Source organism: Ignavibacteriota bacterium (assembly GCA_016708125.1).
Lineage (GTDB): Bacteria > Bacteroidota > Ignavibacteria > Ignavibacteriales > Melioribacteraceae.
This window is the reverse complement of the sequence record JADJGF010000001.1, coordinates 3,301,930-3,326,555: the sequence shown is the minus strand read 5'-3', so window position 1 is coordinate 3,326,555 and position 24,626 is coordinate 3,301,930. Positions and strand designations below refer to the sequence as shown.

Genomic DNA, 24,626 nt, shown 5'->3' with positions numbered 1-24,626 from the left:
CAACTAAAAATTATTTTGAATATTTATTCTCAACATCTGTAATTTTATCTAATCTTTTTTGATGACGTTCGCCTAAAAAGTTGCTGTTTAACCAAACACTTAAAATTGATTTAATTGTTTCCTCGCCCAATGTTTTTGCACCTAAAACAAGAATGTTTGAATTGTTATGTTCTCTTGAACTTTTTGCGGAAAATTCATTGTAACAAGTTGCGGCTCTAATTCCGGGAATTTTATTTGCGGTAATGGAAGATGGAATTCCGGTTGCATCAATTAGAATTCCAAAATCAACATTTCCGTTTTTTATTTCTTCGGCAACTTTAATTGCAAAATCCGGATAATCGCAAGAGTTCTCATCATTTGTTCCGACATCAATAATTTCATATCCATCTTTGCTTAAAATTGAAATCAAAATCTGTTTAGTTTTAAATCCGGTATGATCACAGCCGATTGCTAATTTTACTTTGCAATCTTTTTTTTGTGAGGAATCAGCGATTGATTTACTAAAATCAATTTTAATTAATTCTATTGAATTTTCTTTTATTTTATCTTTTGCAGCGGGAGTAAAAATTTCATTACCAAAAATTTCTAATTTAAATTTCCCTTTCCGTAAAAGGTTTATAATATCAATTTCGGTAATTAATTTTTTATTCATTTTTACAAAAGATTATCTTTTTTATTCATCTTTAAATAATCAACAACATGTTTTACATCTTGAGCATTATCTCTATTACAAATCAGAAGTGCATCATCAGTTTCGATAACTATTATATTTTCTAATCCAACAATCGCAGTAAATTTTTTTGGATTAAAAACATAACTTCCAAAAGAATTTTCTGCATAAAAATCTCCCATTTTTGCATTTCCATTTTCATCTTTTTCAGAAAGCTGATAAACCTCTTCCCAGCTTCCAACATCGCTCCAATCAAAATTACCTTTTATCAAAAATACTTTATTGGATTTTTCCATTATTCCATAATCAATAGAAATACTTGCAAGCTGTCCGTAAACTTTTATTAACGTATCATTAAAATTTTCGCTGGAAATATTTTTTTCTAATTCCAACAAACCTTCATAAAGTTCGGGCAAATACAAACTAATTTCATTTAGAATTACTTCTGTTTTCCAGATGAACATTCCGGAATTCCATAAAAAATCTCCGGCTTCAACAAATCTTTTTGCAGTTGATAGATTTGGTTTTTCCGCAAAAGTTTGAACTCTAAAAATATCTTTCTCAATTTGTTTTTCAATAATTTGAATATATCCATAACCGGTTTCTGGTCGAGTTGGATTTATGCCGATTGTCACAAGTCCATCAGAATGATTTGCAAAATTTGCCGCATTTAATAATGTGGATTGAAATCCTTCTTTATCTTGAATTAAATGATCAGCCGGAAGAATAATTGTTACTGCATCTTTTGATTTATTATGAATTAAGATTGATGCAAGTCCAATACAAGCCGCAGTATTTTTCCCAAATGGTTCAGCAATAATATTCTGTTCGGGAACATTTTTGAGTTGGTTTATAATACTATTTTTTTGAATCTGATTTGTGATGATAAAAATATTTTCGTTTTTGATTAATCCTTCTAACCTACTAACCGTATCTTGAATCATTGTATTTTCGCCAAAAATTTGAATTAGCTGCTTTGGATTTTCTTGTCTGCTTCTTGGCCAAAATCTTGATCCTACGCCCCCAGCCATAATGACTGCAAATAATTCCATAAAATTATTTTTTCTCCTTTTTAAAGATTTACTTTAAGTTAGATTTTTGTTTTTCAAAAGATAAGTATTTTAAACTGATTATTGAATTTTTGCACGAATAAAATCGGCAAAAATTTAATATTATTCACTGATATAAACTCTTGGAATTCTTTTACTAATTGCGCAAGTAATTTCATATGGAATTGTATTTAAAATTTTTGACCAATCCCAAGCATTAATTTCTAATTTATTTTTTTTCCCAAGAATAATTACTTCATCATTTAATTTATTATTTTCATTTAAACTTATAGAAATTCTATCCATAGAAATTCTTCCTAATTGAGTTGCAAATTTATTATTACAAATTACTTTAATTTTATTGCTTAAAGCTCTGAATAATCCATCTGCATAACCAATTGGTATAGTTCCAATCCTCATTTTATTTTTTGCTTTGAATAATTGTCCGTAACCAACAGTTTCACCTTTTTGAATTTCCATAATATTAGAAATTTTGGATTTGATTGACATAACCGGTTTTAATTTAATTGATTCTGTGGTTTCCGATGAAGGATAATATCCGTAAAGAGAAATTCCAGGACGAACCATATCAAAATATGAATTCGGCAAATCTAAAATTGCACCGCTGTTTGCACAATGAGCAATTCCAAAATTTATTTTTTGAAGTTTTAACTCATCAACAATTTTAGTAAATCTATTTAATTGAAGGTTTGCAAAATCCTTATTCTTTTCATCCGAAGTTGCAAAATGTGTATAAATTCCATCAACAGTTACATTTTTAATTTTCGCTAATTTCAAAATATTTTCAATCGAATTTTCAAATCTAATTCCAAGTCTATTCATACCGGTATTGATATTTACGTGAACTTTAAGTTTAAAATTCAACTTAATATTTTTCAAATCTTCAATTTGATTTTCCGAAGTTATTGTAGAAATAATATTTTTATAAATATTTATTTCTTCAAAATTTATTGGAGCAAAACATAAAATTGGTTTCTCCGTAATTTTAGATTTCCTCAATTCAATGGCTTCTTGCAATAATGCAACTCCATAATATTCGGGAGCGAATTTTTCTTTTTCTAAAACTTTTACACATTCAATCATTCCATGACCGTAAGCATCTGCCTTAACAATTGCCATAACTTTTGTTTTAGTTTTTCGTCTAATTGAATTATAATTATAACTCAAACTTTTAATATTAATTTCTGCTATTGTAGAATTCATTATCATTTGAAATTGTTTGTAAATTATTTATAAATTTATTTATTATTTAACAAAACTGAGGTAAAAATGTTAGTTACAACAACAAATACAATTGAAGGTAAAAAAATAACAAAATATTTGGGATTAGTTTCGGGAGAAGCAATTCTTGGGGCAAATATTTTTAAAGATTTATTTGCGGGAATTAGAGATATAATCGGCGGAAGATCTGCTGCTTACGAAGCTGAATTGAAAAAAGCAAAACATATTGCAATTCAAGAAATGATGGAGCAAACAAAATCTTTAGGTGGAAATGCAATTATTGCAGTTGATTTGGATTTTGAAACAATTGCAGCAAACGGAAGTATGTTAATGGTTGCCGCTACCGGAACTGCTGTTTTAATTGAAGGATAGTTAATTATTACTCCGATCTGAATTTTCAAATCGGAGTAAATTTTTCTAAAGATTAGAATGCTAATTGCATAACTAATTGGAATACATCATTATCATGCTGAGGATCTTGAGCTTCTCCAGTCATAACATAAGCTGCAGTAATTTTACCAGCATTCCATTTTGTTGGAAATAAAGAATAAGTTGCACCGATTGTTAAAAAGTTTCTTTCATTATCATCCAAATCGGTATTAGCATCATAAATTTCATATCTTGCAATTGCTTCAACGCAATCCATAATTTTATAACCACCCATTAAATAATATCCCATTTGAGAAAAATCAACTGATCCAAAAGTATTTGTCCAGCCAATCAATTCTGCTTTTACTTTAAATTTGCCGGGTTCAAAATAAGCATAAGCATTATAGGCGTTGTATTCATTAATTTCTTTGTTTCCCATTCCATAATAACCGCCTACTTCCAAACCTTTTAATTGTTCCGGTTTGTATATCAACATTCCGCTAACGGCAAAACCGCCGTTCTGAATTTGGGTTCCCAATACTTTATTGGAAATATTAGCAGAACCATCTCCATTGTGTAAAGTAACATTAGCTTTTAATTCACCAATATTTGCAGTAAGATCCATTCCATAATCTCTAAAATCGGTTCCGATAGTTGAAGCTGCCCATTTATCGGTTGTGAATGCTCTTTCAGTTATATCGATATTTGCCGCACCGGTTAATCCAGCTCCTCTAACTCCGGCACCAATAAATCTTCCGGCGGTTAAAGAAAACATATTACTTAATGAATATTCAATTTTTGCATCCAAAAGTTTAAAACTTGTTAATTCAAGATGAACGGTACCTTTCATTTTTGAACCAAAATTTGATGTTGCTACAAGTCTTGCTCTTCTAACTCCCCATCCGATTGAATTTGTATCAGCTCCGTTAATTTGTCCGTAACTTGTCCATGCTTGAATTAACCCACCAACTTTAACGGTAAATTCCGGTGTTTCTTGTGCAAATAAATTAATTGATGTTAATAAAAAGATAATTATTAAAATTGTAGATTTTTTAATAATCTTCATTTCCCCTCCTCTGTTTTCTGTTGGTAATTATTTCCTTTCCCCTTGATAAAAATATTATAAATTATTTCTCAATCCACTGACTATTATTATTTATATGTTTTTATTTTTTATCATCGTAAATTTCTTTCAAATAATGAAATTGATTTTAATATTTAAAAATACTTCCACCAATAAATTCTCTTAGAACTGAATCTTTTGGAATTGGCGAATCATCACTTATTTCTAAAATTTCTTCCATAAAATTTGAAATTCTTTCAGCTCTTAAAAATGCATCTTCCTTTAACGGATTATTTGCAAATTTATTTTTCCATTCTTTAAATTGATTGAAAAGTTTTGTTTTATATAAAGATAATTCATATGGCATTGCACTATTAATAATAAAATCTGCCGAGTTTGCAAAAGGAATAATATTTCTTAATTCGCTCGATCTTACATAATGCCAATGTTCCAAAGTCTGCAATGGATCATAAGCGCGGTGGACGGAATCTCTCAGCATTCTTCTCATCAAACGAATATCTGTCCACTGAATATATTTATTATTTTTATCTTTCATTTGCATAAGCGGTTCCAAATACAATTTAAACTTAACTTCATTTGGTATTTCACTGCTGAATGCGGGAAAAAGTCCGTGCAAACTATCAATCAGAATAATTTCATTTTCCTTTAGTTTCATTGGCGTTTGATCTAAATATCTTTTACCTAATTTAAAATCATAAAATGGAATTTTTACTTCTTCGCCTTCTGATAGTTGAAGCAAATGTTCATTTATTAATTGAAGATCAAGAGCTTGCGGAGTTTCAAAATCATAATCACCAAATTCATCTTTAGGATGTTCTTCCAAATCAAAGAAATAATTATCAACATTTACAGTTGCGAATTTTAAACCATTCTTTTTTAATCGATCTTCAATTTTTATAGTTGTAGTTGTTTTGCCGGAAGAAGATGGTCCGCTAATGAAGACCATTTTTAATTTATCGCTTCTTTCGGAAATCATTTCTGCAGCCATATCTAAATCATCTTCATACGCAGCTTCAGATTCATGAACAATTTGTGGAAATTCATTGTTTGAAATTCTTGAATTATAATTTTCAATTGTATTCAATTTATGAGAAGTAGCCCAATCTAAAACTCTCCAAATTTTTGCCCAAGGAATATTTTCATCCGGCTTTGATGCAATCTTCGCATCAACCATTCTTTTTTTATTTCTTTCATCACGATATAAAATATATTCTTTTGCAACTTTTGCATGACCGTTTTCAATTAGAACTTTTTCAACCGCATCTTGAATTTCTTCAATATATGGAATATGATTTCCCGGAAATGTATATTCAAGAAGTTCAATAACTTTATCTGCTAAAATTTCTGCTCGATTTTTATCTCTTCCTCCTACAGAAATTGCAGAACGGTAAATTGCATTAACAATTCTAATTTTTGTAAACGGAACTATTGCACCGCTTCTCTTAATTACATTTTGAAATTTTGACATATCATACCTAAATAATTAATTATCTTGCGGAACTTTTTTTAATAATATTGTTGATGATCCAATTCTTGCAATTATATATTTTATATTTTCTTTATCAACATTTAATTTGTTTCCGGTTTTTGAATAATCTCTAAGAATTTCTTTTGTTAATTCCGTTTCGCTTTTATTTGATAAATTTTGCGAAATGTTTGTGTAATTTATCGGAAGTTCTAAAATAAATGTTTGTGAAGAATTTACCGGAATTATACTTTTTGAAATATAATCGGCTCTTTCACCTTTCCCAAGATTATATTCTTTTTCATTTGTAATCAAAATAAATTGATCAACAGTATAGTTTAGCGGAATTTCTTGGTTTGAATTATTTATAATTTTTAATACAATTTCATTTGATGTAATTTCTGACCAAGCATTTATTTTCGGATCCATACTAATGCTGTTCTGATAAGATATTCCATCAATTTCATTATACTTAACAATTTTGAAATTTTGTTCTTCATCAATATTCATGTGAATTCCAAAAAAATCATTAATTGGGTTTAATGAACCGCAGCCGGAGAAAAAATTTGTTAGCAAAATTAAACTATAAAAAATTTTAAAGAAATTTTTCATTATAACTCCGTACTAATCTTCATGCTTAACTTTAAAACCTTTTTGCATCCAATTTTTTGCAAGTAATAACCCAACCGGACTAACAATTGCAATACATCCATAAATAAACCACATTGTTTCTGTATTTAATTCGGAAATAGGAGTATTATCCGGGCAGTAATTCATAATAAACCAACCGGAATAAAGACTCGTAATTACTTTTGTTAAAAACCATGGAAATTGTCCAATTCCCATATAAATTCCGGTCATATTTTTTGGAGCAATTTCAGCAACCCATTGCAAAAATCTTGGCTGCCACATTGCTTCGCCAATTGTCATAATTACTAAATAAGCAATTAATGTATTAAAACTTGGTCCCAATGCTAAAATAAATGTTGGGAAAGCCATTACAAAAGTTCCAATTATCATCATTGTGTAAGTATCTTTTTTTGAAGTTAATGCTGTAACCATTGGCGTAAGAATGAATATTAAAATTGGATTTAGGTTTACAAAAAATTCAAAATTTTCTCCCACAAATCCTTCAAAAGCTCTGCTTGTATATAGTGGAATTGTAAGCCAATTATGTGCAAATAATGTTTGAACAAAAATTAGAATAAATACGAAATAAAGAAACCTTAAATCCCTTAGCGGAAAGTTTTTCAAATAATACATTAATTTTTCTTTTCCGGTTAAATCAGCCATCGGATCAATTTCATCTTTTTTATTTGCATTTCTATTTAAATCTGCAGTTGCTTTTTGCATTGCTTTTTTTGTTATAATAAAATAAACAACACCAATTCCAACTACAGTTAAAACAGCATAAACCCAAAACACACCGGTAATTCCAAAAGATTTTCTAATTGGCGGAGAAATAATTCCTGGTAAAAATCCGCCTAAATTCATAAGTGCATAAAGCATTGCATAACCCATTGCGGATGTTTTCTCATTTGTAAGTTGTTTAACACCGGCATAGCAAGCCGGCTGATAAATTCCATAACCTAAAACAACTCCGAAAATTCCTAACATTGCATAAATATGAGCAGAATCCCACAAACCCGGTAAACCCATATTTGGAGAAAGTGTTAATAAAATTCTTCCGCCCAACATTAATGAAAGTGAAATTATTAATGATTTTCGTAAACCAATCCAATCAACAGTTGCACCAAGAAATAACATTGCAATTGTAATCCCGGCGGTTAAAATTCCTACCATTCTTCCGGCATCAATATCATCTAATTTTATATAATCATTAAAAAATATTGCAAGCAAACCAACAACGCCAAAATAAGTTAATCCTTCTAGAACATATGACAAATTCAATCCAAACAAAGCTTGAGAAGTATGAGCTAAATCAACAAAAGGTTGAGTTAATTCCATTATTATATCATTAAAGAAAACAAATTTATCTTCAGATTTTTTTTCATCAGCTTTAGTAAATATTGCGTACACAAAAGTTAAAATGGGAATTGTTAAAGAAATAATTATTGCTTCAAAAATATTATCTTGATCCGCATAAAAATAAATTACGGCAATTGGTAAAATTGATGCAATAAGAGTTAATAAAATTGAGTTTAAGTTTTTTTGGATTGCTAATCTTGCAGTTGCAAGAACAAGAAAAATATAAAGAATAATTGAAAGCCCGACCAGAACAACAAATAAATCGCTCATACCCCACCTATGTTAAATTATATTTACTTCAAATTCAAGATTAATTCTAAATTGATTTTGAATTTTATTTTTAATTTCGTTTGCTAAATTTAATATTTCATTTCCGTTTGCATTTCCGTAATTTACAAGCACAAGTGCTTGCTTAATATGAACGCCAACATTATTATTTTTTACTCCTTTGAATCCACATTTTTCTATTAACCAGCCGGCGGGAATTTTATAATTATTTTCATCAATTTTATAAAATGCTAAATCTGAATTTTCTGAAAGTAATTTTTCGAAATGATTTTTTGATATTGTTGGATTTTTGAAGAAACTTCCGGCGTTACCAATTTCTTTTGGATCCGGCAATTTACTTGAGCGAATTTTTCTTACAATTTCACTTATTAATTTAACATCAAGATTTTGATAATTCACTTTTGAAATTTCATCTTGAATAGCTTTGTAAGTTGGATTTATTTTAGGATACAAATCAAGTTTTATTACAACCTTTGTGATCAGAAATTTATTTTTAAATTCTTTTTTGAAAATACTTTCACGGTATCCAAATTTACATTCACTTTTTATAAAAGATATTTTTTTATTTTGAAATAAATCAATTCCTTCTAAGCTTACAAAAACTTCTTCAAACTCAGAACCGTAAGCTCCTATGTTTTGAATCGGCGCAGCGCCAACAGTTCCGGGAATCATCGAAAGATTTTCTATTCCGCCGAAATTTTTATTAACGCAATAATTTACCAAATCATCCCAAATTTCACCGCTTCCAACTTCTAAAAAAATATTTTCTTGCGTTCGTTTTATTTCATTAATTCCTTTTATTTCCGATTTGAAAATTATTCCATCAATATTTTTTGTAAATAAAATATTACTTCCGCCGCCAAGAATAAAAATATTTTCATTATCAATATTATTCTGTGATAAATAATTGTGAATCTCATTTTCATTTGCAAATTTTATTAACTTTTTTGCGGAACATTCGATTCCGAATGTGTTTAAATTTTTTAAAGAAATATTTTCAGCAATTTCCATAGATTAAAAATTTCTCCAATCAATATTTTTTATTTCTTTTCCGTTTGATGATAAAATTATTGCCCCAACTTTATCTGTCCTTAAAATTTGAATTTTCCTTTCGCTTAATTTATTCAAAACTTCTTTTGTTGGATGTTTAAATTTATTCATTATTCCGGCACTTATAATTCCAATTTTAGGATTTACAATTTCTAAAAATTCATCGTTTGAAGAATGTTTACTTCCGTGATGTCCAATTTTTAAAACGTCCGATTTCAATTTATCAGAATAATTTTCAACAAGAAATTTTTCCATTTCCAATTCTGCATCGCCGACAAACAAAAATGAATTTTTCCCATAATCAATTTTCACAATTCCGCTATTATCATTGCTGCTAAAATTCATTGAATTTAATTTGGTCGTATCATTAAAAAAAGTAACACTTGTTTCGCCAATTTTAAAAGTTGTATCAGAATAAAAAAAGTATTGCACATTATTTGAATCTAAAAATTTCTCAAAAATTTTATCTTTAATACTTTCTTCTTTTTTTGGTTTAAAAAGATTTTCAATCAAATTATTTTGAATCAAAAAAATACTTCCGCCAAAATGATCGGAATCCAAATGTGAAATAAATGCGTAATCAATTTTTTCAATTTCCAATCTTTGCAGCAACGGATAAATTATAAATTCACCACAATCAAAAAATTCGGTGGAATTTCCAGCATCAATTAATGCAATTTTATTATTAGGAAATTTAACTAAAAAAGAATCGCCTTGCCCAACATCAATTGTAAAAATTGTTAATTCATTTTCCGGCAATAAAGATTTGTTATCAATTTTAAAAAGTAAAAATGTGCTAAAAACTATAATAGTTAAAGTTAGAATTAGTTTAAATCCGTTAATAGTTTTAGTAGAATAAATTATTAGAACTAATGAAATGTAAAAAACTGCTCCATCATAAATTGAGAAATTAAAAATATTGATAAATGAAAAATCTAAATTGGAAAGTACTTTTATAAAATAAAATATTAAGGAAATTAAAAATGTATTCGCCACAGCAAATATTGATGCAAACGATATTGAAATTATACTGACCAAAATTGAAAGCACGGCAACAGCTACAATAATTCCAATCATCGGAATGACAATCATATTTGCAAATAATGATATAATTGAAATTTTATTAAAATAGTAAATTGTGAATGGTAAAGTTCCTATTTGTGCTGCCATTGAAACTGAAAAAAACAATAAAATATTTTTTACAATTTTATTTATACTAAATGTTTTTAATTTTTCTGAAAAAATTGGAAAAATAATTAGGATTGATAAAACTGCAGAAAACGAAAGTAAAAAACCCGGATTGAAAAGTTCACTTGGATTTAAAACCAAAATTATAAATGCCGCAATAGCAATTGAATTAAATCCGTTTGTACTTCTTCCGGATAATTTTGAAATGAAAAATAAAATAGCCATAATTGAAGCTCTAAAAACAGATGGCAAACTACCAGTTAGAATTAAGAATATAATTATTCCAACAATTGATGTGTAATATTTGTATTTAATATTAATTCTGCCGGAAAGTAAAAAAATAATAACTGCAATAAATCCAACATGCAGCCCGGAAACGGCAAGAACGTGAATTACTCCGGTATTTGTAAATGCAGTTTTAGTTCCTGTATCAATATCGGATCTATCGGCAAGTAAAATTCCCTTGAGAAAATATGAATATTTTTCAGAATATAATTCTTTAATTCTATTATCGATTAATTTTCTTACTTCAAAAATTAAATTATTTAAAACGAATTTTCTTTCATCAACAATTTTAAAATCATCATATTCGTAACAGCTAATTACTCCGGAAATCCCAATATTATTTAAGTATTCTTCATAATTAAACTCACCCGGATTTCTTTGATTTTTCGCTTGAACAATTGTACCGATGAATTTTATTTTATTCCCAATTTTAATATTATTATAAATTTTTTCAACATTTGTTAAAGTATCTTTCCAGAAATTACAAAAGAAAATTTGATTGGATATTTTTTGGTTATTTATTTCTGATAAACTTAATTCAAAAGTGAGTTTCTTTTTTTTAATCAATTCAATGTCATCAATTACTCCAACAATTTCTGCATTTGTAATTTTAGGAGTTTCGAAAGGATATGTTGCAATTGTTAAATTTTGAGTATAAAGCGAAAATATTCCAAGACAAATTGAAAGAAATAAAATTATAAAAACATTCCAAGTTTGATTTTTATTATTAGAAAATATTATAAAAGTAATATGTAAAATTGAGATGAAAATAATTGTTGAGAGGATTACAATAAAATTAAAATTAAAAATTTCTTGAAGTGTGATTCCTAAACAAAAAGCAATTACGATTTTTATTATAGGAAATTTTTCCACTAATAAAGCTCCAGAATTGCATCCCTTATATGCGATAAATTTGTAATTCTGTTTGATAATCTTTCAGCATATTTTCCCACTGAAATTGTTAGTGCCGGATTGGTAGTATGCGATTTTATTGAGATGTCTTCCAAATTTCCGTGATCGGAACAAATAAGAATTGTAAAATTCTCCGGAACATTTTTAATTACACAATACAAAAATTGATCTAAAACATTTAATCTTTCTTCAAGGGTTTCAATATTTCTGCCATGACCAAGATGATCAGTGAGAAAATGTTCAAATAATGTAAAATGATTTTCCGCAGCAATTTTGAATAATCTTTTTGCGGCAGTTTCTGGTTTAATTATCGGCAGAGAATATCCAAGCTTGTTAACCCAGCCGTCGTTATCAATTTCCGCACTTAAAGCTTCACCTTTTCTTAATTCCGTTACGCCATTTAATGGAACGTTACTTAACATACAACTAAGACTTGTTACACTTAATCTTTTTTTACCGGATTCTATATATTCAAAAAATACTTTTGGATATGCATTTACAAAAGTTACTTTCTTTTTTATCTTTTTAAATTTTTGAAATATATTTTGAATTTTAATTATTGGAACTAAACTTGAATGTGGAAAAGGTCCAAAATGATGCCCGACAATTCTTGCAGCATTAACACCACAGAAGATTGATGTTTGGCCGGTACCGCTTTGTGGTAAATCCGGTATTTCCATTACTGCATCTGTTGGGAAAATAAATCTGCCGTCTTTTGAAATTTTTTGTTTTTCTAAAGATGGAGTTTCGCCGAAAAGTTCTGTAAATGTTTTGAAAGGATATTTGAAAAAAGGATTGATTGACGGATCGGATTTTCCAATTCCAACTCCATCAAGAAATATTAAAATTGTTGAATGCAAATTTTAATCTTCTATATAAATTTAATAGTTTAAATTACAAATATAGTTACTTAGATTCAACAAGTACTGTTACCGGACCATCATTAATTATTTTTACTTCCATCATTGCACCAAAAATTCCTTCTTTTATTTTTGAACTACTCAGATGTTTTTTCATTTCTGCAACAAATTTATTATAAAGATTTTCTGCCAATTCCGGTTTTGCAGCTTTGTTAAAACTTGGCCTGTTTCCTTTTCTAGTATCGCCGTATAATGTAAACTGAGAAATTATCAAAACTTCTCCATCAATATCTTTAATTGATAAATTCATTTTTTGATTTTCGTCTTCAAAAATTCTAAGATTTGCACATTTTTCAGAAACAAATAAAACTTCACTTTCGGAATCGTCTTCGCTTATTCCTAATAAAATTACCATTCCTTTATTAATTTTTTCTAAATAAGGATTTTCTTTAACATAAACATGTCCTTCGGAAACCCTTTGAACTAAAGCTCTCAATTTAATTCTCCAAATACAACTCTATCAATTCCTAAATAATCTTTTCTGATATTAATTTTACCAAAATTATTTTGTTCAAATATTTTTTTTACTTGCTCAGATTGGTAAATTCCAACTTCATAAAATACTATTCCGTTTTTCTTCAATAATAAATTTGCTTTTTGCGAAATTAAGTTATAAAAACTTAATCCATCGTTAAAATCAGTCAATGAAATTTTAGGTTCAAATTCTAGTAATTCTTTTTCAAGTAAATTGTATTCTTTCAAATTTATATAAGGTGGATTTGAAACAATAATATCATACTGATTTTCAATATTATTAAAATTCTTAAAATCATTTACAATAAAATTAATTTTATCATCAACCGAATTTATTTTTGCATTTTGTTTTGCAATCTCAATTGCCTCTTTACTTATATCGATTGAATCAATTTCAGCATCACTTAAATTTTTTGCTAGTGCAATTGCAATATTTCCACTTCCAGTTCCAATATCAAGAATTTTAATTTCACTTTGCGATTTAACATATTCAAGAATTGTATCTATTAAAATTTCTGTTTCTTGTCGTGGAATTAACACATTTTTATTTACAATAAAATTCAATCCGTAAAATTCAACTTTACCAATTATATATTGAAGTGGTTCGCGTTTTCCTCTTCTGGAAATATATTCTCGGTATTTTGAAATTTCCAAATCTTTTAGCGGCTGATCATATTTAAGATATAATTGCATTCTATTACAATCTAAAATATTAGCAAGCAATAATTCGGCATTTAATCTTGGCGATTCAACACCTTTTGAATTTAAGTAATCTGCAGAACGTTCAATTAGTTGAAGAATAGAATACATGAATAATTTTATAATAGTGTTATTTTAAACTGTAAAATTTTTTCCAAAAAAAGAAATTAAATACCACTATTTTTTATTTTCTTTATACATCTTTACAATATAATCCGCAATGGCTTCAGCTTCTTTTGGTTTTAATCCTTGATTTGGCATTGCAGTAAATTCCGGATTAACTTTTCTCGGATTTAAAATAAAATCAATCAACTCTACTCTTTTTCCATCATACTTTGGAAGTACATCATTATAAGCCGGTCCAACTAATTTCGTATCAAAACGATGGCACGCAATACATTTTGCATTATAAATATCTTCACCTTTTATTTCAACAATTTCTGTAATTCCGGCTTCTTCTTTAACTTTTACGGAGAATATTTTGTATGCTTTTTCTTGCTCAAATAAATTTTTGACATTTTTTGTTTCGAAAGCTAAATGATCTTTGTAAATCAAAGTTGCTGTAAGAATTAAAAATACTAAAACTGCAGAACCTCCCAAATGAGTTTTGGAATCTTTATGCATTAAATAAAACAAAATACTTATAACCAGCATAAGCAATAAAGTCAACGTTCCGGTAATAAAGATTGAAAATGATAAAGAATTTTCCGGTGAAGTAATAAAAGATATTACAAATAAAAATGGCTGAATGAACGTGAAAATAAGTCCGGTTTTTAAAGTGAATATTTTAATGAAATTCAGATAATCACTTTTATATTTTTTTGCATCACTTTTGAAATACTTAAAAATAATAGCAGCGCAAGTTATTGAAATCGAAAATGCTAAATAAAATAGAAAATATAAAATTGTATCCGTTGAAATGAGAATTGTTAAGAAATCAATTTCAGAAATTTGCAAGCTTACAATTTTTATAACTCCGATTAAAATGTAAACCGAAATCAATAATAAAATTAATCCAATTATTCCGGATTTAGAAAGCAGCTTGGAATTACTTTTTCTAAGCGCTTTAAATTCTTCAGCAGAATTTTGATTTGAAATATCTTTAACATTCACAAGATTGAAAGCATTTTTCAAACTGAAACTATATTTATAAATATATATGTAGAAAAGTGAACTCACTAGAAGTAAAAGTGCAAAAATTAAATCCGGCGTAAAGTTTGTTTTTGTTCCGTAAAGAAGCTGTGCTAAAATAAATATTAAACTCAAAAACGGAACTATTCCCAATGCAATTGCCATTGATTTATTAACAGTAAAAAGGTCAATCAATTCTTTTGCAAAAATTAATGAATTACGATTTTCAAATTTTTTGCCTTGATGAAAATGCATTACCGAAAATAAAGTTGTTCCAATCAACACACTTAAATACGGAAGAAGTAAAAGCAATGTTAAAAAGAATAAATATTTTAATAATAAAATATGCGTCGGTGATTGTGGAAAAACTATATCTTGAAGTATATCCATTAAAAATTTTCCTAAATTTTAAAATAAACTTTCAGTTGTGATTAGTAAAAGAATACTTAAAACATAAAGATTAATTATCATAAACTTGTTTCTGAAATTTTCTTTTGTGTGATTTTGTTTACTCATCACTGTTGCAAAAAAAGTTAAGATTCCAAAAACAATAAATAAAATATTTGATAAAATACTTAATGATAAATTTGCGATTGGAAATGTGAAACTTGCCAAAACTAAAATTACAATCCAAAAATATGTTATGTTTTTAATTTGTAAAAATGTGAAAATATTAGAAAGAGTTGGAATTCCGGCTTTTTTATATTGATCATCGTACATAAGGATAAGCAGCCAAAAATGCGGAATTTGCCAAATAAACAAAAATCCGGCTAATGATAAAATTTTTATATCAAATATTTCTCCACCGGCTGCAGCCCAGCCAATCATTGGCGGAAGTGCACCAACTAAAGATCCCGGAATAATTGCAAATGGTGAAATTAACTTAAGTGGAGTATAAACTGCATTGTACCATAACAAAGTAAAAATTCCCAAAAGTAAACTATTCATTCCACTGAAAAATAAAACTACTGTTCCAAATAGAATTAAAATTATTGATGAAATAATTGCATAATTTGAACTAATTCTTCCGGATGGTATTGGACGGGAATTTGTTCGTTCCATCTTTCCATCAATATTTCTTTCTTGATATTCATTAAAAGCCGAAGCACCAGAAGCTAAAAATAAAACTCCGACTGTAACGATCAGTAATTCAAAATTAATTTTTCCATCAAAAAGAATAAATCCAACTGTAGTTGTAACCGAAACAAAAAATGTAATTTTAAATTTGGTTAACTCCATTAAAATATTTTTATGTTTTACAAATGTTTGAAAAAAACTTTTTACAGTTTCAATATTTCCGTTTTCAATTTGATTTGTTGTTACATTAACTGACATTTAATTTACTTTTTCATTAGTTGCTAATTTTGGATTATTTGCTTCATACCATTTATTGTATTTACTTTCTTCAAGCACAACCAATTTTGTGTACATTGCAGAATGGTCAACTCCGCAATATTCTGCGCATGCAATATTATAGCTTCCAACTTTTTCAGAATTGAAAACAATGTAATGTTGTTTTCCGCCAATAACATCTTGCTTAATTCTAAACGCCGGAATATAAAATGAATGATTTACATCGTTTGAAATCAAATTTAATTTTACGGTTTTATTTTGCGGAACGTATAACGTATCTAAATTTAATCCGTTCTCATAAATAAAATCCCAATTCCACATTCTTGCAGTAACATTTATTTCTAAAGCATTTTTGGGAATTTCTTTAAATTTTTTAAATCCTATAAAACCGTAATAAAACATTGCCATAACTAAAATTGTTGGAACAACAAACCAAACCGTTTCAAGCAAAATACTTCCGTGAATATCAACCGGTTTGTGTCCTTTTTTTCTATTGTATTTAAATACAAAATAAATCATCGTAATTGTTATACCAATTAGAAATATCAGACAAACTGCTACAACAAATATCATTGTTGAATCAACATAATTAGCATATGAAGTTGGGTTCGAATTCATAAAATCTCTTACCTATAGAAATAATCAAAAAATGTTAAAGTAAATATTACAATTAATGTGAAGCCGCTAATTGATAAGAAAACTTTGAAAATCGGATCTTCAAATTTTATGTGCATAAAAATATTTATTACCAATGCAGATTTTATTGCAGCAATTGTTAGAGCAATTGCCAATGTGTAATCGCCTAAATCAATTCCGGCAATTGTAACAGTTATTGACGTAAACGCAATTAAACTTACCCAAACAAGTAAATATTTACTGTAACTGATATTATGATTTTCATGCGAATGTTTTTCTTGCACAATTATCTCCTACTGAATTAAATAAAATAGTGGGAAAAGGAAAATCCAAATTAAATCTACTAAATGCCAATACAGTCCGGCGTTTTCAAGTTTTACATAATTATCTTTATTTACTGATCCGGTAATAATAAATGCTAAAACTGTAGTAAGAAAAACCAAACCAATAATAACATGCAAACCATGAAGTCCGGTCATTATATAATATAAACCGTAAAATAAAATCTGTCCATTTGGAAGATTTAATAAATGTTCACTTCCGGGATAAATTCCATGATGAATTTTTGATGACCACTCGAAATATTTATTTATCATAAAAGCAAAAGCTAAAATATTTGTCATAATCAGTAATAATATTGAAAGCATTCTATTGCCTTTTTGCAAAGCTGCAATTGATAATGCTACAGTTAAACTGCTTGTCAATAAAATTATTGTATTAAGTGCGCCGATTGTTGTATTCAATTCCATTGCGGCAACTCTGAATTGAGCAATGTATTCATGGCGATAAACCGCATAGATTAAAAACAAACCTCCGAATAACAAAAGCTCTGTAAACAGAAATAACCACATTCCCATTCTTGCACCAATATCATCTCTATGTTTATGTGCAATATTTACAGCATGATTACTCATAAGATTCTCCCTTGGGAATATATTTCATAGTTTTTAATTGACTAAAATCATAAGGTTCGTGAGTAACTGTTGGAATTTCATCGAAATTTTCTAAAGGCGGCGGAGAAGGAATATGCCATTCTAATGTAACTCCTCCCCAAGGATTTGCTTCAGCTTTTTTTCCATTAATCATTGCTGAAACAAAATTGTAAAAAATTAAAATTATTGTTAATAACATTATCCAAGAACCAATTGTAGAAATTAATTGTAAGTCAGCAAATTCCGGAAGATAATCATAATATCTTCTTGGCATTCCCATATAACCTAAAATAAACTTTGGAAAATACAAAGTGTTGAATGCAATAAAAAATAATGCAGCATTAATTTTAGCGAGTTTTAAGTTATACATTTTCCCGGACATTTTAGGAAACCAATAATAAAGTGCCGCAAAAAATATTGTTCCGGTTCCGCCAAACATTACATAATGAAAATGTGCAACAACAAAATATGTATCGTGAACATGGATATTTGTTACAAGAGTTCCAAGAACCAATCCGGTTAATCCGCCAATTGTAAAAAGAAATATAAAATTCATTACCCATAAAAACGGAGGCTGCGGATCAATTGATCCTTTGTAAAGAGTTGCAACCCAATTAAAAACTTTTATTGCGCTTGGCAATGCAACGAGAAATGTTAAAAATGAAAATATAATAGCAGCGGTATCACTCATTCCGCTTGTAAACATGTGATGTGCCCAAACTAAATATCCAATAAATGCGATTGCCAAACTCGACATTGCAATTGCTCTGTAACCAAAAATTGTACGTCTTGCAAAAGTTGGAATTATTTCCGAAACAACTCCCATTGCGGGCAAAATCATAATGTAAACTGCCGGATGTGAATAAATCCAAAACATGTGCTGAAATAAAATTGGATCTCCGCCTAAAGCCGGATCAAATATTCCAACTCCAAAATATCTTTCTAACATTACTAACAAAATTGTAATTCCTATAACCGGAGTAGCAATAATTTGAATCCATGCAGTTGCATAAGTTGACCAAACAAAAAGCGGCATTTTAAAAAATGTCATTCCCGGAGCGCGTAATCTGTGCACAGTTGTAACAAAATTTAATCCGGTTAAAATTGAAGAAAATCCTAAAACAAATGCGGCAAAAATTGCAAGTGAAACATTTGTTGTTGTTCTAACACTATATGGCATATAGAAAGTCCAGCCCGTATCAATCGGTCCGCCTTTTACAAAAAGCGAAATTAAAACCAAAATTGCCCCAACTAAATAAATCCAAAATGATAATAAATTTAATCTTGGGAATGCAACATCCTTTGCACCAAGTTGAAGCGGTAAAAAAAAGTTTCCAAAAACTGCCGGAATGCCCGGAACAATAAATAGGAAAATCATAATTACACCGTGAAGTGTAAAAATTGTATTGTAAGTTTGCGCATCCATAATAGTTCTTCCGGGAGCAATTAATTCAAGCCGCATTAAAACGCCAAGAATTGCTCCGGTGAAAAAGAAAATTGCAATTGCAAATAAGTACATTATTCCAATTCGTTTGTGATCTGTACTTAACAACCACGATAAAATTCCACTCGCTTGTTTTGTTGTCCCTTCTTCAAAAAATGATTTTTCAGAAATAGCAATTGTTCCGTTTGCCATCAAATCTCCTATAAAATTCAAACACTTATTTGTGATTTTTTATTAACGTTTTTCTTTTTTAAAATTGTTAAATACAAAAAGAAAATTCCAACACCCAATAACATTAACGTTCCAATAATTCTTGTAATATTTAAAGTATAATTTCTTCCATCGGGATTATAGCTAAAACAAAACTGTAAAAGTTTTGCGACAGTTGGATTTGTCTTTCCGGCTTTTGCATCAAGCAAAGCCATTTTTACATCAAACTGATTAAACTGTGAACCAAAAATATATCTTGAAATTTTTCTTTCCGGAGAAACTGCAATTAATCCGCCGGGATGTCTATATTCATCGCCGACTTTTTGAAAATAAAATCCGGCTTGAGACGTAATTTTCGAAATTGTAATAGAATCCGAGGATAAAAATGTCCATGCAGATTTAGGAAATTTTCTTTCCAAAGTTGAAATAAAATCTGATTTTGATTGCGCGGAAACTTCAGAAGTTTCTGTATGATCAATACTAATTGTTACAACTTGAAATTCATTTTCCGGCTCTAAATCTACTCTATCAATAACCCAAGCTAATTCCGTTAAAGTGCTGTTGCAAATTCCGGGACATTCATAATAAACAAAAGCCAGCAAGGTTGGTTTGGTTATTACTTCAGATAATTTTACTTTCTTTCCATCAGAATTTGTAAATACAAAATTTCCATCAAAAACATTTCCTAATTTTTCATCAATTCCAATTTCAACATGATTTTCTTCAGCAAAAATTTGGAAGGAAAAAATCACATTCAAAATAATAATGTAGAGTATTTGTCCTATTTTATTTGTCAAAATTTTCTCAAAATTGGATATAAAGTATAATTTAAATGAATCAGAAATTATTTAATTTTTTCAAATTTTGCAATAAAAAGAAAATTTAAATTTGTACTGCGAACAGTTATAGTGAAGTTGTTAATCTAAATTAGGAAAATAAATTAATCAGCATTCCAGATTTTATATCATTTTTCTGATTTAGTTTTTCGCTGTTTAATTGACCATGATAAATTAACATTACAAGCAAAAACAAAATTGTTAAAACAATTTTATTACTTTTGATATTATTGCCTCTGTACCACAAATAAAATTGAACGCTAGAAATAAGCATTAAACTCATTACAAGAATTGTTGAAATAAAATATGAAAACGAAAATGCCTGAACTGAAATTGAGAAGATTATTAAAACAAAAAGTAGAGGTTGAATGATTGAAAATAAAATTCCCGATTTAACTGAAAAATCTTTTCCATATTCAGAAAAACTCATTTTTACTTTTTGATGATTTAATTTTACAACAATTATTGCGGCAGTTATTGCAAACGAAATTGAAAGAAAAAGAAAATAATTAATTATGCTAAAATTGTTAAGCAAAATTGAAAAAGAATCCACAGCAGAAGTTTTACTAATTGCAAAATTTATGTAACTAAAAATTATATAGGATGATTTAAGCAATAATAAAAATCCCAGCCAGCCGCCTAAATTTAACCATGAAATATTTTTCTTTTTTGCAGAAATATTTCCATTTGTTATTTCATTGTTTTCAGATTTGAAAATTGAAAAACTTCCTTTATAAGTTAGTGCAAGAATAATTCCGGCAATATGAATTAACAAAGCAAAAGATAAATCTTCCGTATTTACATTTTTATAAATTTGACTAAACGTAAATGCTACGCCTAAAACCGGAATAATTCCAATTAAAAAAACAATCCAAATTTTTGCTAAAATAATTTCAATTATAAATTTTGCAAATGAAAGATGAGAATCAGATTTTAACAATTTCCCTTTTCTAAAATTAATTAAAGAAAACAGTAATGAACCCAGCAAAATACTTACAAAAGGAATGTAAAAAAGTAATGAAACAAAAAGTCCATATTTTAGAATAAATAAATCCGTAAGATTTTCAACAGTTAACAAATTGCTAAAAAGGTTCAATTTAATTTTCCTAAAAATTTATTAAAATTTTAACTAATTGCATTTGCAAGTACATTAAATAATTTTACTAATTCGTCTTTCGGCAAATCAATAATACTTGGCTTAAAACCGTTTGCCGTTGGGGATGTTATCAATTTGTTGATGAATAAATCTACATCTTTGTTTTGTGCAAAATCTCTATTAAAAATTGAAATTACTTTTTGTTTATCCAACACATAATTATTAAAAATATTTGCAATTTGCTGATCAGAATTCGAATTAACTTTTTCAATTATTGAATTCAAATTTGATTCAACTAAATGTGATTCTTCGGCGATTTTTTTTGTAGCAGTTTCAAGACTAACATTATTTGGTGAAATAACTCCCTTTGATAGAGAATATGTTTGATCCAATTCCGCAATCTCAGTATTTGCAACTTCTGGGAAATCCGTCATTTTTCTAATAAATTGAATAATTGCAATTCGATCTGCAACTGGAATAAATTCGTAAGCAATCATTCCGGTATTTGGAACGCCTTTTTGAAGCGTATTAAAAATGTTAGAAAAATTTCTTCCGTTTGTCCAACCATCTTTTTGATGAAAATTTCTAGGTTTTGGATTTAACGCAGCCGCAGCAATGCCATCTCCGTTACCTTCTGCTCCGTGACAAGATGCGCAATTTGTCTGATATAAAGTGTTCCCCTTTTCAATCATTTCATTTGTAGGATTTGAAATTAAACCCAAATCAACTGCCGGAAGAATTCCCCCTTTTTTTACTGCAACATCAACATTTATTTCTAAAGAATCCGTATAAATTGCCGGAACATTATTAAACGAAGTTGTATCCATATTTTTAACAAAATAAATTCCAACGATTAAAAATAAAATCGCATAATATGGGAATATCCATCCAAATAATCTTGAAGGAGATTTTGGCAAATCTTTAAAGTTTATTTCTGGTTCAAAACTATTTTTTTCATCCATAATTCAGCTCTTGATTAAAGTCTAAAATCAATTCCTCTTTTTAATTTTGGATCACCAATTGGGATTAAGTTTACACTTTTTGATTTTATTGAAAAAACTAAAAATACAATTCCGAATGCAAGTAAGAAAAATCCTAATTCAATCCATCCTAAAGAAACTCCGTTTGGACTAAAAGTTGGAATTACTAAAAAATACAAATCCATAAAATGAGCAACTAAAAGCCAAATTGTCATAAATTTCAATCGCTTTCCATTTGTCTTTGCCGGTTGTGAAACAAGTGCGAAAAACGGAATAACAAAATGAATAAAAATAAAAACAACTGTAAAAGTCAGCCAACTGCCTTCCCATCTATTGATAAACCAAATAGTTTCTTCGGGAAGATTTGCATACCAAATTAACATAAATTGACTGAATGCAATATAAGCCCAAAAATTTACAAATCCATAAATTAGCGCACCGAAACTATAATAATGATCTGTAACAATTCCATTTACAAACATTCCTTTTTCATGCAAGTAAACAACTAAAAAAGTAATTAAAGATAATGATGAAAGAAAAGTTCCGGCAAAATAATAAACTCCATAAATTGTAGAAAACCAATGCGGTTCTAAGCTCATCATCCAATCAATAGCCGAAAACGTAATTGTAATTGCAAAAAACGGGATAAAAATTGCTGATAATTTTACATTCTTTTTAGTTAAAGTTTGATCTTTACTTACATCTTGTTTTTTTGAATTTCTGGAAATCAGAAAATAAAATAATATCCAAATAACAAAATATCCTACAATTCTAATTGTGAAAAATGCTTCATTCAAATACGGACTTTTTTGTGATAATATTTTATCATTTGCAACAACATCTAAATGTGTCCAATGGTAAACATCATGCAAATTAAAATAAATTGGAATTGCTAAAATTGGAACTACCAATAATAATGAAGAAAGAATTTCTGCAATTCTTCTAAAAGGTGTGCTCCAAACTGCACCGCTGATATATTCAATTGCAACTAAAAAAAGTGAGCCTAATCCAATACTTGTAACAAACATTAATAAAATAATATTGTTGAACGCACTTCGTGTTGGATCGGTTAAATAAGAAAAAATTACAAGAATAAGTCCAACAGCAGTTAGCCCAATTGCCAAATTATTAAAAAAAGGAGGCAAAGCTTTTTTTGTATATTCAATTTCATTGTGTGGTACAGAACTCATTATAAGTCAGACTCCTTAGCATTTAATGATCTTTGGAGAACACGAATATAATTTATAACAGCCCATCTTTCTTCTCTTGAAAGCTGTGATGTATAAGAAGGCATTACATTTTGTCCTTCAACTAATACATGATAAATTCTACCATCAGACCAATTTCTTACTTTTTCCGAGTGTAGACTTGGAGGATTTGGAAACTGTCCTCTTAATCTGCTATCACCTTCGGCTAAATATCCGTGACATGGACTGCAATATATATTAAATTTATTTTTACCAATCGCTAAGTTTTCTTTATTTGGAATTATTGGGTTTACTAAAAGTCTGCCGGCTTCATCCGGTTTATCTTTGAAAGCATAAGGAATAAATCCTCTTGCAACAGAACCCTCAACCGGTTTTAACATTCCGGAACCATTTTCATTTAATTCCGAAGTTGATTGTGCGATAACTTTTTCTTGTTTATCCATCCAAGAAAAAGGAACGATGTACAACAATTTATTCAAATGAAGATATGCAGACACAGAAACAAAAATTGCTACTCCAACTAGAAATGCAACAAACTTTGGTTCTGCAATTACCGGTTTAAATTTGACTTCTTCTTTTTCAAAATAAATTGGTTCAATTACAAATGCATGAAGATTTTTAAACAATTCCTTAACTTCACTTTCATTAAAAATTGGATCAACAGCTTCAACACAAATTCCATATTTATCTGATGATACATTTTTCATATAATTTGTATCGTGCAAAGGATGTCTATTATTCGGCAATTTGAAAAAGAAAAATAATAATGCTGCAACAGTTGTTAAAGTTGCAAGTAATACAGTTATTTCAAATGTAATTGGAATAAAAGCCGGTAAAGGGAAAAATGGTTTTCCGCCAATAACAATTGGATAATCAATTCCCATCATCCAACCCATCATTAACAAAGCTAAAACAATTCCGCCTAATCCGGCAAAGAGAGTTACAAATCCAAGTTTTGATGGCGGCAATTTCATTGCATCATCCATTCCATGCACGGGATATGGAGTATTTACATCAAATTTAGTATAACCTTTTTCAACAACAACTTTTGCTGCATGAATAATTTCATCTGGCGTATTAAATAATGCAGTGTACGAATATAATTTTTCACTCATT

The 24,626-nt window shown here is 28.6% G+C and carries 24 protein-coding genes; 1 reads left to right on the top strand and 23 read right to left on the bottom strand.

The features are described 5' to 3' along the window. Window positions 1-10: 10 nt before the first annotated feature. The 3 genes from rpiB to alr all read right to left on the bottom strand — a co-directional run bounded on the left by rpiB (window position 11) and on the right by alr (window position 2,943). Window positions 11-652, bottom strand: coding sequence for a ribose 5-phosphate isomerase B (rpiB, locus tag IPH62_14365; protein MBK7106461.1), 642 nt, complete (start codon window positions 650-652; stop codon window positions 11-13). 2 nt (window positions 653-654) lie between these two features. Continuing rightward, entirely contained in the window at window positions 655-1,722 is a 1,068-nt protein-coding gene (locus IPH62_14360) for a mannose-1-phosphate guanylyltransferase (GenBank protein MBK7106460.1), read from the bottom strand. A gap of 120 nt (window positions 1,723-1,842) precedes the next feature. Next, on the bottom strand, window positions 1,843-2,943 hold the full coding sequence (gene alr / locus IPH62_14355) for an alanine racemase (protein ID MBK7106459.1): 1,101 nt from the start codon (window positions 2,941-2,943) through the stop codon (window positions 1,843-1,845). 66 nt (window positions 2,944-3,009) lie between these two features. Here alr and IPH62_14350 point away from each other — a divergent pair, with 66 nt between their 5' ends. Then, window positions 3,010-3,333 carry a heavy metal-binding domain-containing protein gene (locus IPH62_14350; protein MBK7106458.1) on the top strand — a complete coding sequence of 108 codons (324 nt, stop codon included), beginning with the start codon at window positions 3,010-3,012 and terminating at the stop codon, window positions 3,331-3,333. A gap of 52 nt (window positions 3,334-3,385) precedes the next feature. Here the strand turns inward: IPH62_14350 and IPH62_14345 are convergent, their stop codons facing one another. From IPH62_14345 to IPH62_14250, 20 genes are all read right to left on the bottom strand, one after another. After that, the gene (locus IPH62_14345; protein MBK7106457.1) at window positions 3,386-4,396 is read right to left on the bottom strand and encodes a hypothetical protein; all 1,011 of its coding nucleotides are present in this window, start codon (window positions 4,394-4,396) and stop codon (window positions 3,386-3,388) included. A gap of 145 nt (window positions 4,397-4,541) precedes the next feature. Then, on the bottom strand, window positions 4,542-5,882 hold the full coding sequence (locus IPH62_14340) for a response regulator SirA (protein MBK7106456.1): 1,341 nt from the start codon (window positions 5,880-5,882) through the stop codon (window positions 4,542-4,544). A 15-nt stretch (window positions 5,883-5,897) separates the two neighbouring features. Further along, window positions 5,898-6,491, bottom strand: a complete 594-nt coding sequence (locus IPH62_14335; protein MBK7106455.1) for a hypothetical protein — start codon at window positions 6,489-6,491, stop codon at window positions 5,898-5,900. Window positions 6,492-6,503: 12 nt separating this feature from the next. After that, window positions 6,504-8,138: an MFS transporter gene (locus IPH62_14330; protein MBK7106454.1), complete on the bottom strand. Its 1,635-nt coding sequence runs from the start codon at window positions 8,136-8,138 to the stop codon at window positions 6,504-6,506. Between the two features lie 12 nt (window positions 8,139-8,150). Then, a complete protein-coding gene (murB, locus tag IPH62_14325) occupies window positions 8,151-9,167 on the bottom strand; it encodes a UDP-N-acetylmuramate dehydrogenase (protein ID MBK7106453.1) in 1,017 nt (338 codons plus the stop codon). Window positions 9,168-9,170: 3 nt separating this feature from the next. Next, on the bottom strand, window positions 9,171-11,552 hold the full coding sequence (locus IPH62_14320) for a DNA internalization-related competence protein ComEC/Rec2 (protein MBK7106452.1): 2,382 nt from the start codon (window positions 11,550-11,552) through the stop codon (window positions 9,171-9,173). Beyond that, the gene (locus IPH62_14315) at window positions 11,552-12,451 is read right to left on the bottom strand and encodes a metalloenzyme (GenBank protein ID MBK7106451.1); all 900 of its coding nucleotides are present in this window, start codon (window positions 12,449-12,451) and stop codon (window positions 11,552-11,554) included. Before IPH62_14315 ends, IPH62_14320 begins: the two co-directional genes overlap by 1 nt. 46 nt (window positions 12,452-12,497) lie before the next feature. Beyond that, window positions 12,498-12,947 carry a D-tyrosyl-tRNA(Tyr) deacylase gene (locus IPH62_14310; protein MBK7106450.1) on the bottom strand — a complete coding sequence of 150 codons (450 nt, stop codon included), beginning with the start codon at window positions 12,945-12,947 and terminating at the stop codon, window positions 12,498-12,500. Next, window positions 12,944-13,795, bottom strand: a complete 852-nt coding sequence (gene prmC, locus IPH62_14305) for a peptide chain release factor N(5)-glutamine methyltransferase (protein ID MBK7106449.1) — start codon at window positions 13,793-13,795, stop codon at window positions 12,944-12,946. The genes IPH62_14310 and prmC overlap by 4 nt, the downstream gene beginning before the upstream one ends. Before the next feature lie 66 nt (window positions 13,796-13,861). After that, window positions 13,862-15,205, bottom strand: coding sequence for a cytochrome c (locus tag IPH62_14300; GenBank protein MBK7106448.1), 1,344 nt, complete (start codon window positions 15,203-15,205; stop codon window positions 13,862-13,864). 18 nt (window positions 15,206-15,223) lie between these two features. Next, complete coding sequence (locus IPH62_14295; protein ID MBK7106447.1) at window positions 15,224-16,150, bottom strand: protoheme IX farnesyltransferase; 927 nt, start codon at window positions 16,148-16,150, stop codon at window positions 15,224-15,226. Next, the gene (coxB, locus tag IPH62_14290) at window positions 16,151-16,786 is read right to left on the bottom strand and encodes a cytochrome c oxidase subunit II (protein MBK7106446.1); all 636 of its coding nucleotides are present in this window, start codon (window positions 16,784-16,786) and stop codon (window positions 16,151-16,153) included. Between the two features lie 8 nt (window positions 16,787-16,794). Beyond that, window positions 16,795-17,088: a cytochrome C oxidase subunit IV family protein gene (locus IPH62_14285; protein MBK7106445.1), complete on the bottom strand. Its 294-nt coding sequence runs from the start codon at window positions 17,086-17,088 to the stop codon at window positions 16,795-16,797. Between the two features lie 9 nt (window positions 17,089-17,097). Further along, on the bottom strand, window positions 17,098-17,718 hold the full coding sequence (locus IPH62_14280; protein MBK7106444.1) for a cytochrome c oxidase subunit 3: 621 nt from the start codon (window positions 17,716-17,718) through the stop codon (window positions 17,098-17,100). Next, window positions 17,711-19,372 carry a cytochrome c oxidase subunit I gene (gene ctaD / locus IPH62_14275; protein ID MBK7106443.1) on the bottom strand — a complete coding sequence of 554 codons (1,662 nt, stop codon included), beginning with the start codon at window positions 19,370-19,372 and terminating at the stop codon, window positions 17,711-17,713. The genes IPH62_14280 and ctaD overlap by 8 nt, the downstream gene beginning before the upstream one ends. A gap of 17 nt (window positions 19,373-19,389) precedes the next feature. Then, window positions 19,390-20,187 carry an SCO family protein gene (locus IPH62_14270; GenBank protein ID MBK7106442.1) on the bottom strand — a complete coding sequence of 266 codons (798 nt, stop codon included), beginning with the start codon at window positions 20,185-20,187 and terminating at the stop codon, window positions 19,390-19,392. 130 nt (window positions 20,188-20,317) lie between these two features. Beyond that, window positions 20,318-21,322, bottom strand: a complete 1,005-nt coding sequence (locus IPH62_14265) for a hypothetical protein (protein MBK7106441.1) — start codon at window positions 21,320-21,322, stop codon at window positions 20,318-20,320. Between the two features lie 29 nt (window positions 21,323-21,351). After that, window positions 21,352-22,284 carry a cytochrome c gene (locus tag IPH62_14260; GenBank protein ID MBK7106440.1) on the bottom strand — a complete coding sequence of 311 codons (933 nt, stop codon included), beginning with the start codon at window positions 22,282-22,284 and terminating at the stop codon, window positions 21,352-21,354. Between the two features lie 14 nt (window positions 22,285-22,298). Continuing rightward, window positions 22,299-23,330, bottom strand: coding sequence for a quinol:cytochrome C oxidoreductase (locus IPH62_14255; GenBank protein ID MBK7106439.1), 1,032 nt, complete (start codon window positions 23,328-23,330; stop codon window positions 22,299-22,301). A gap of 161 nt (window positions 23,331-23,491) precedes the next feature. Then, a complete protein-coding gene (locus IPH62_14250; GenBank protein MBK7106438.1) occupies window positions 23,492-24,625 on the bottom strand; it encodes a DUF3341 domain-containing protein in 1,134 nt (377 codons plus the stop codon). Window position 24,626 lies beyond the last annotated feature (1 nt).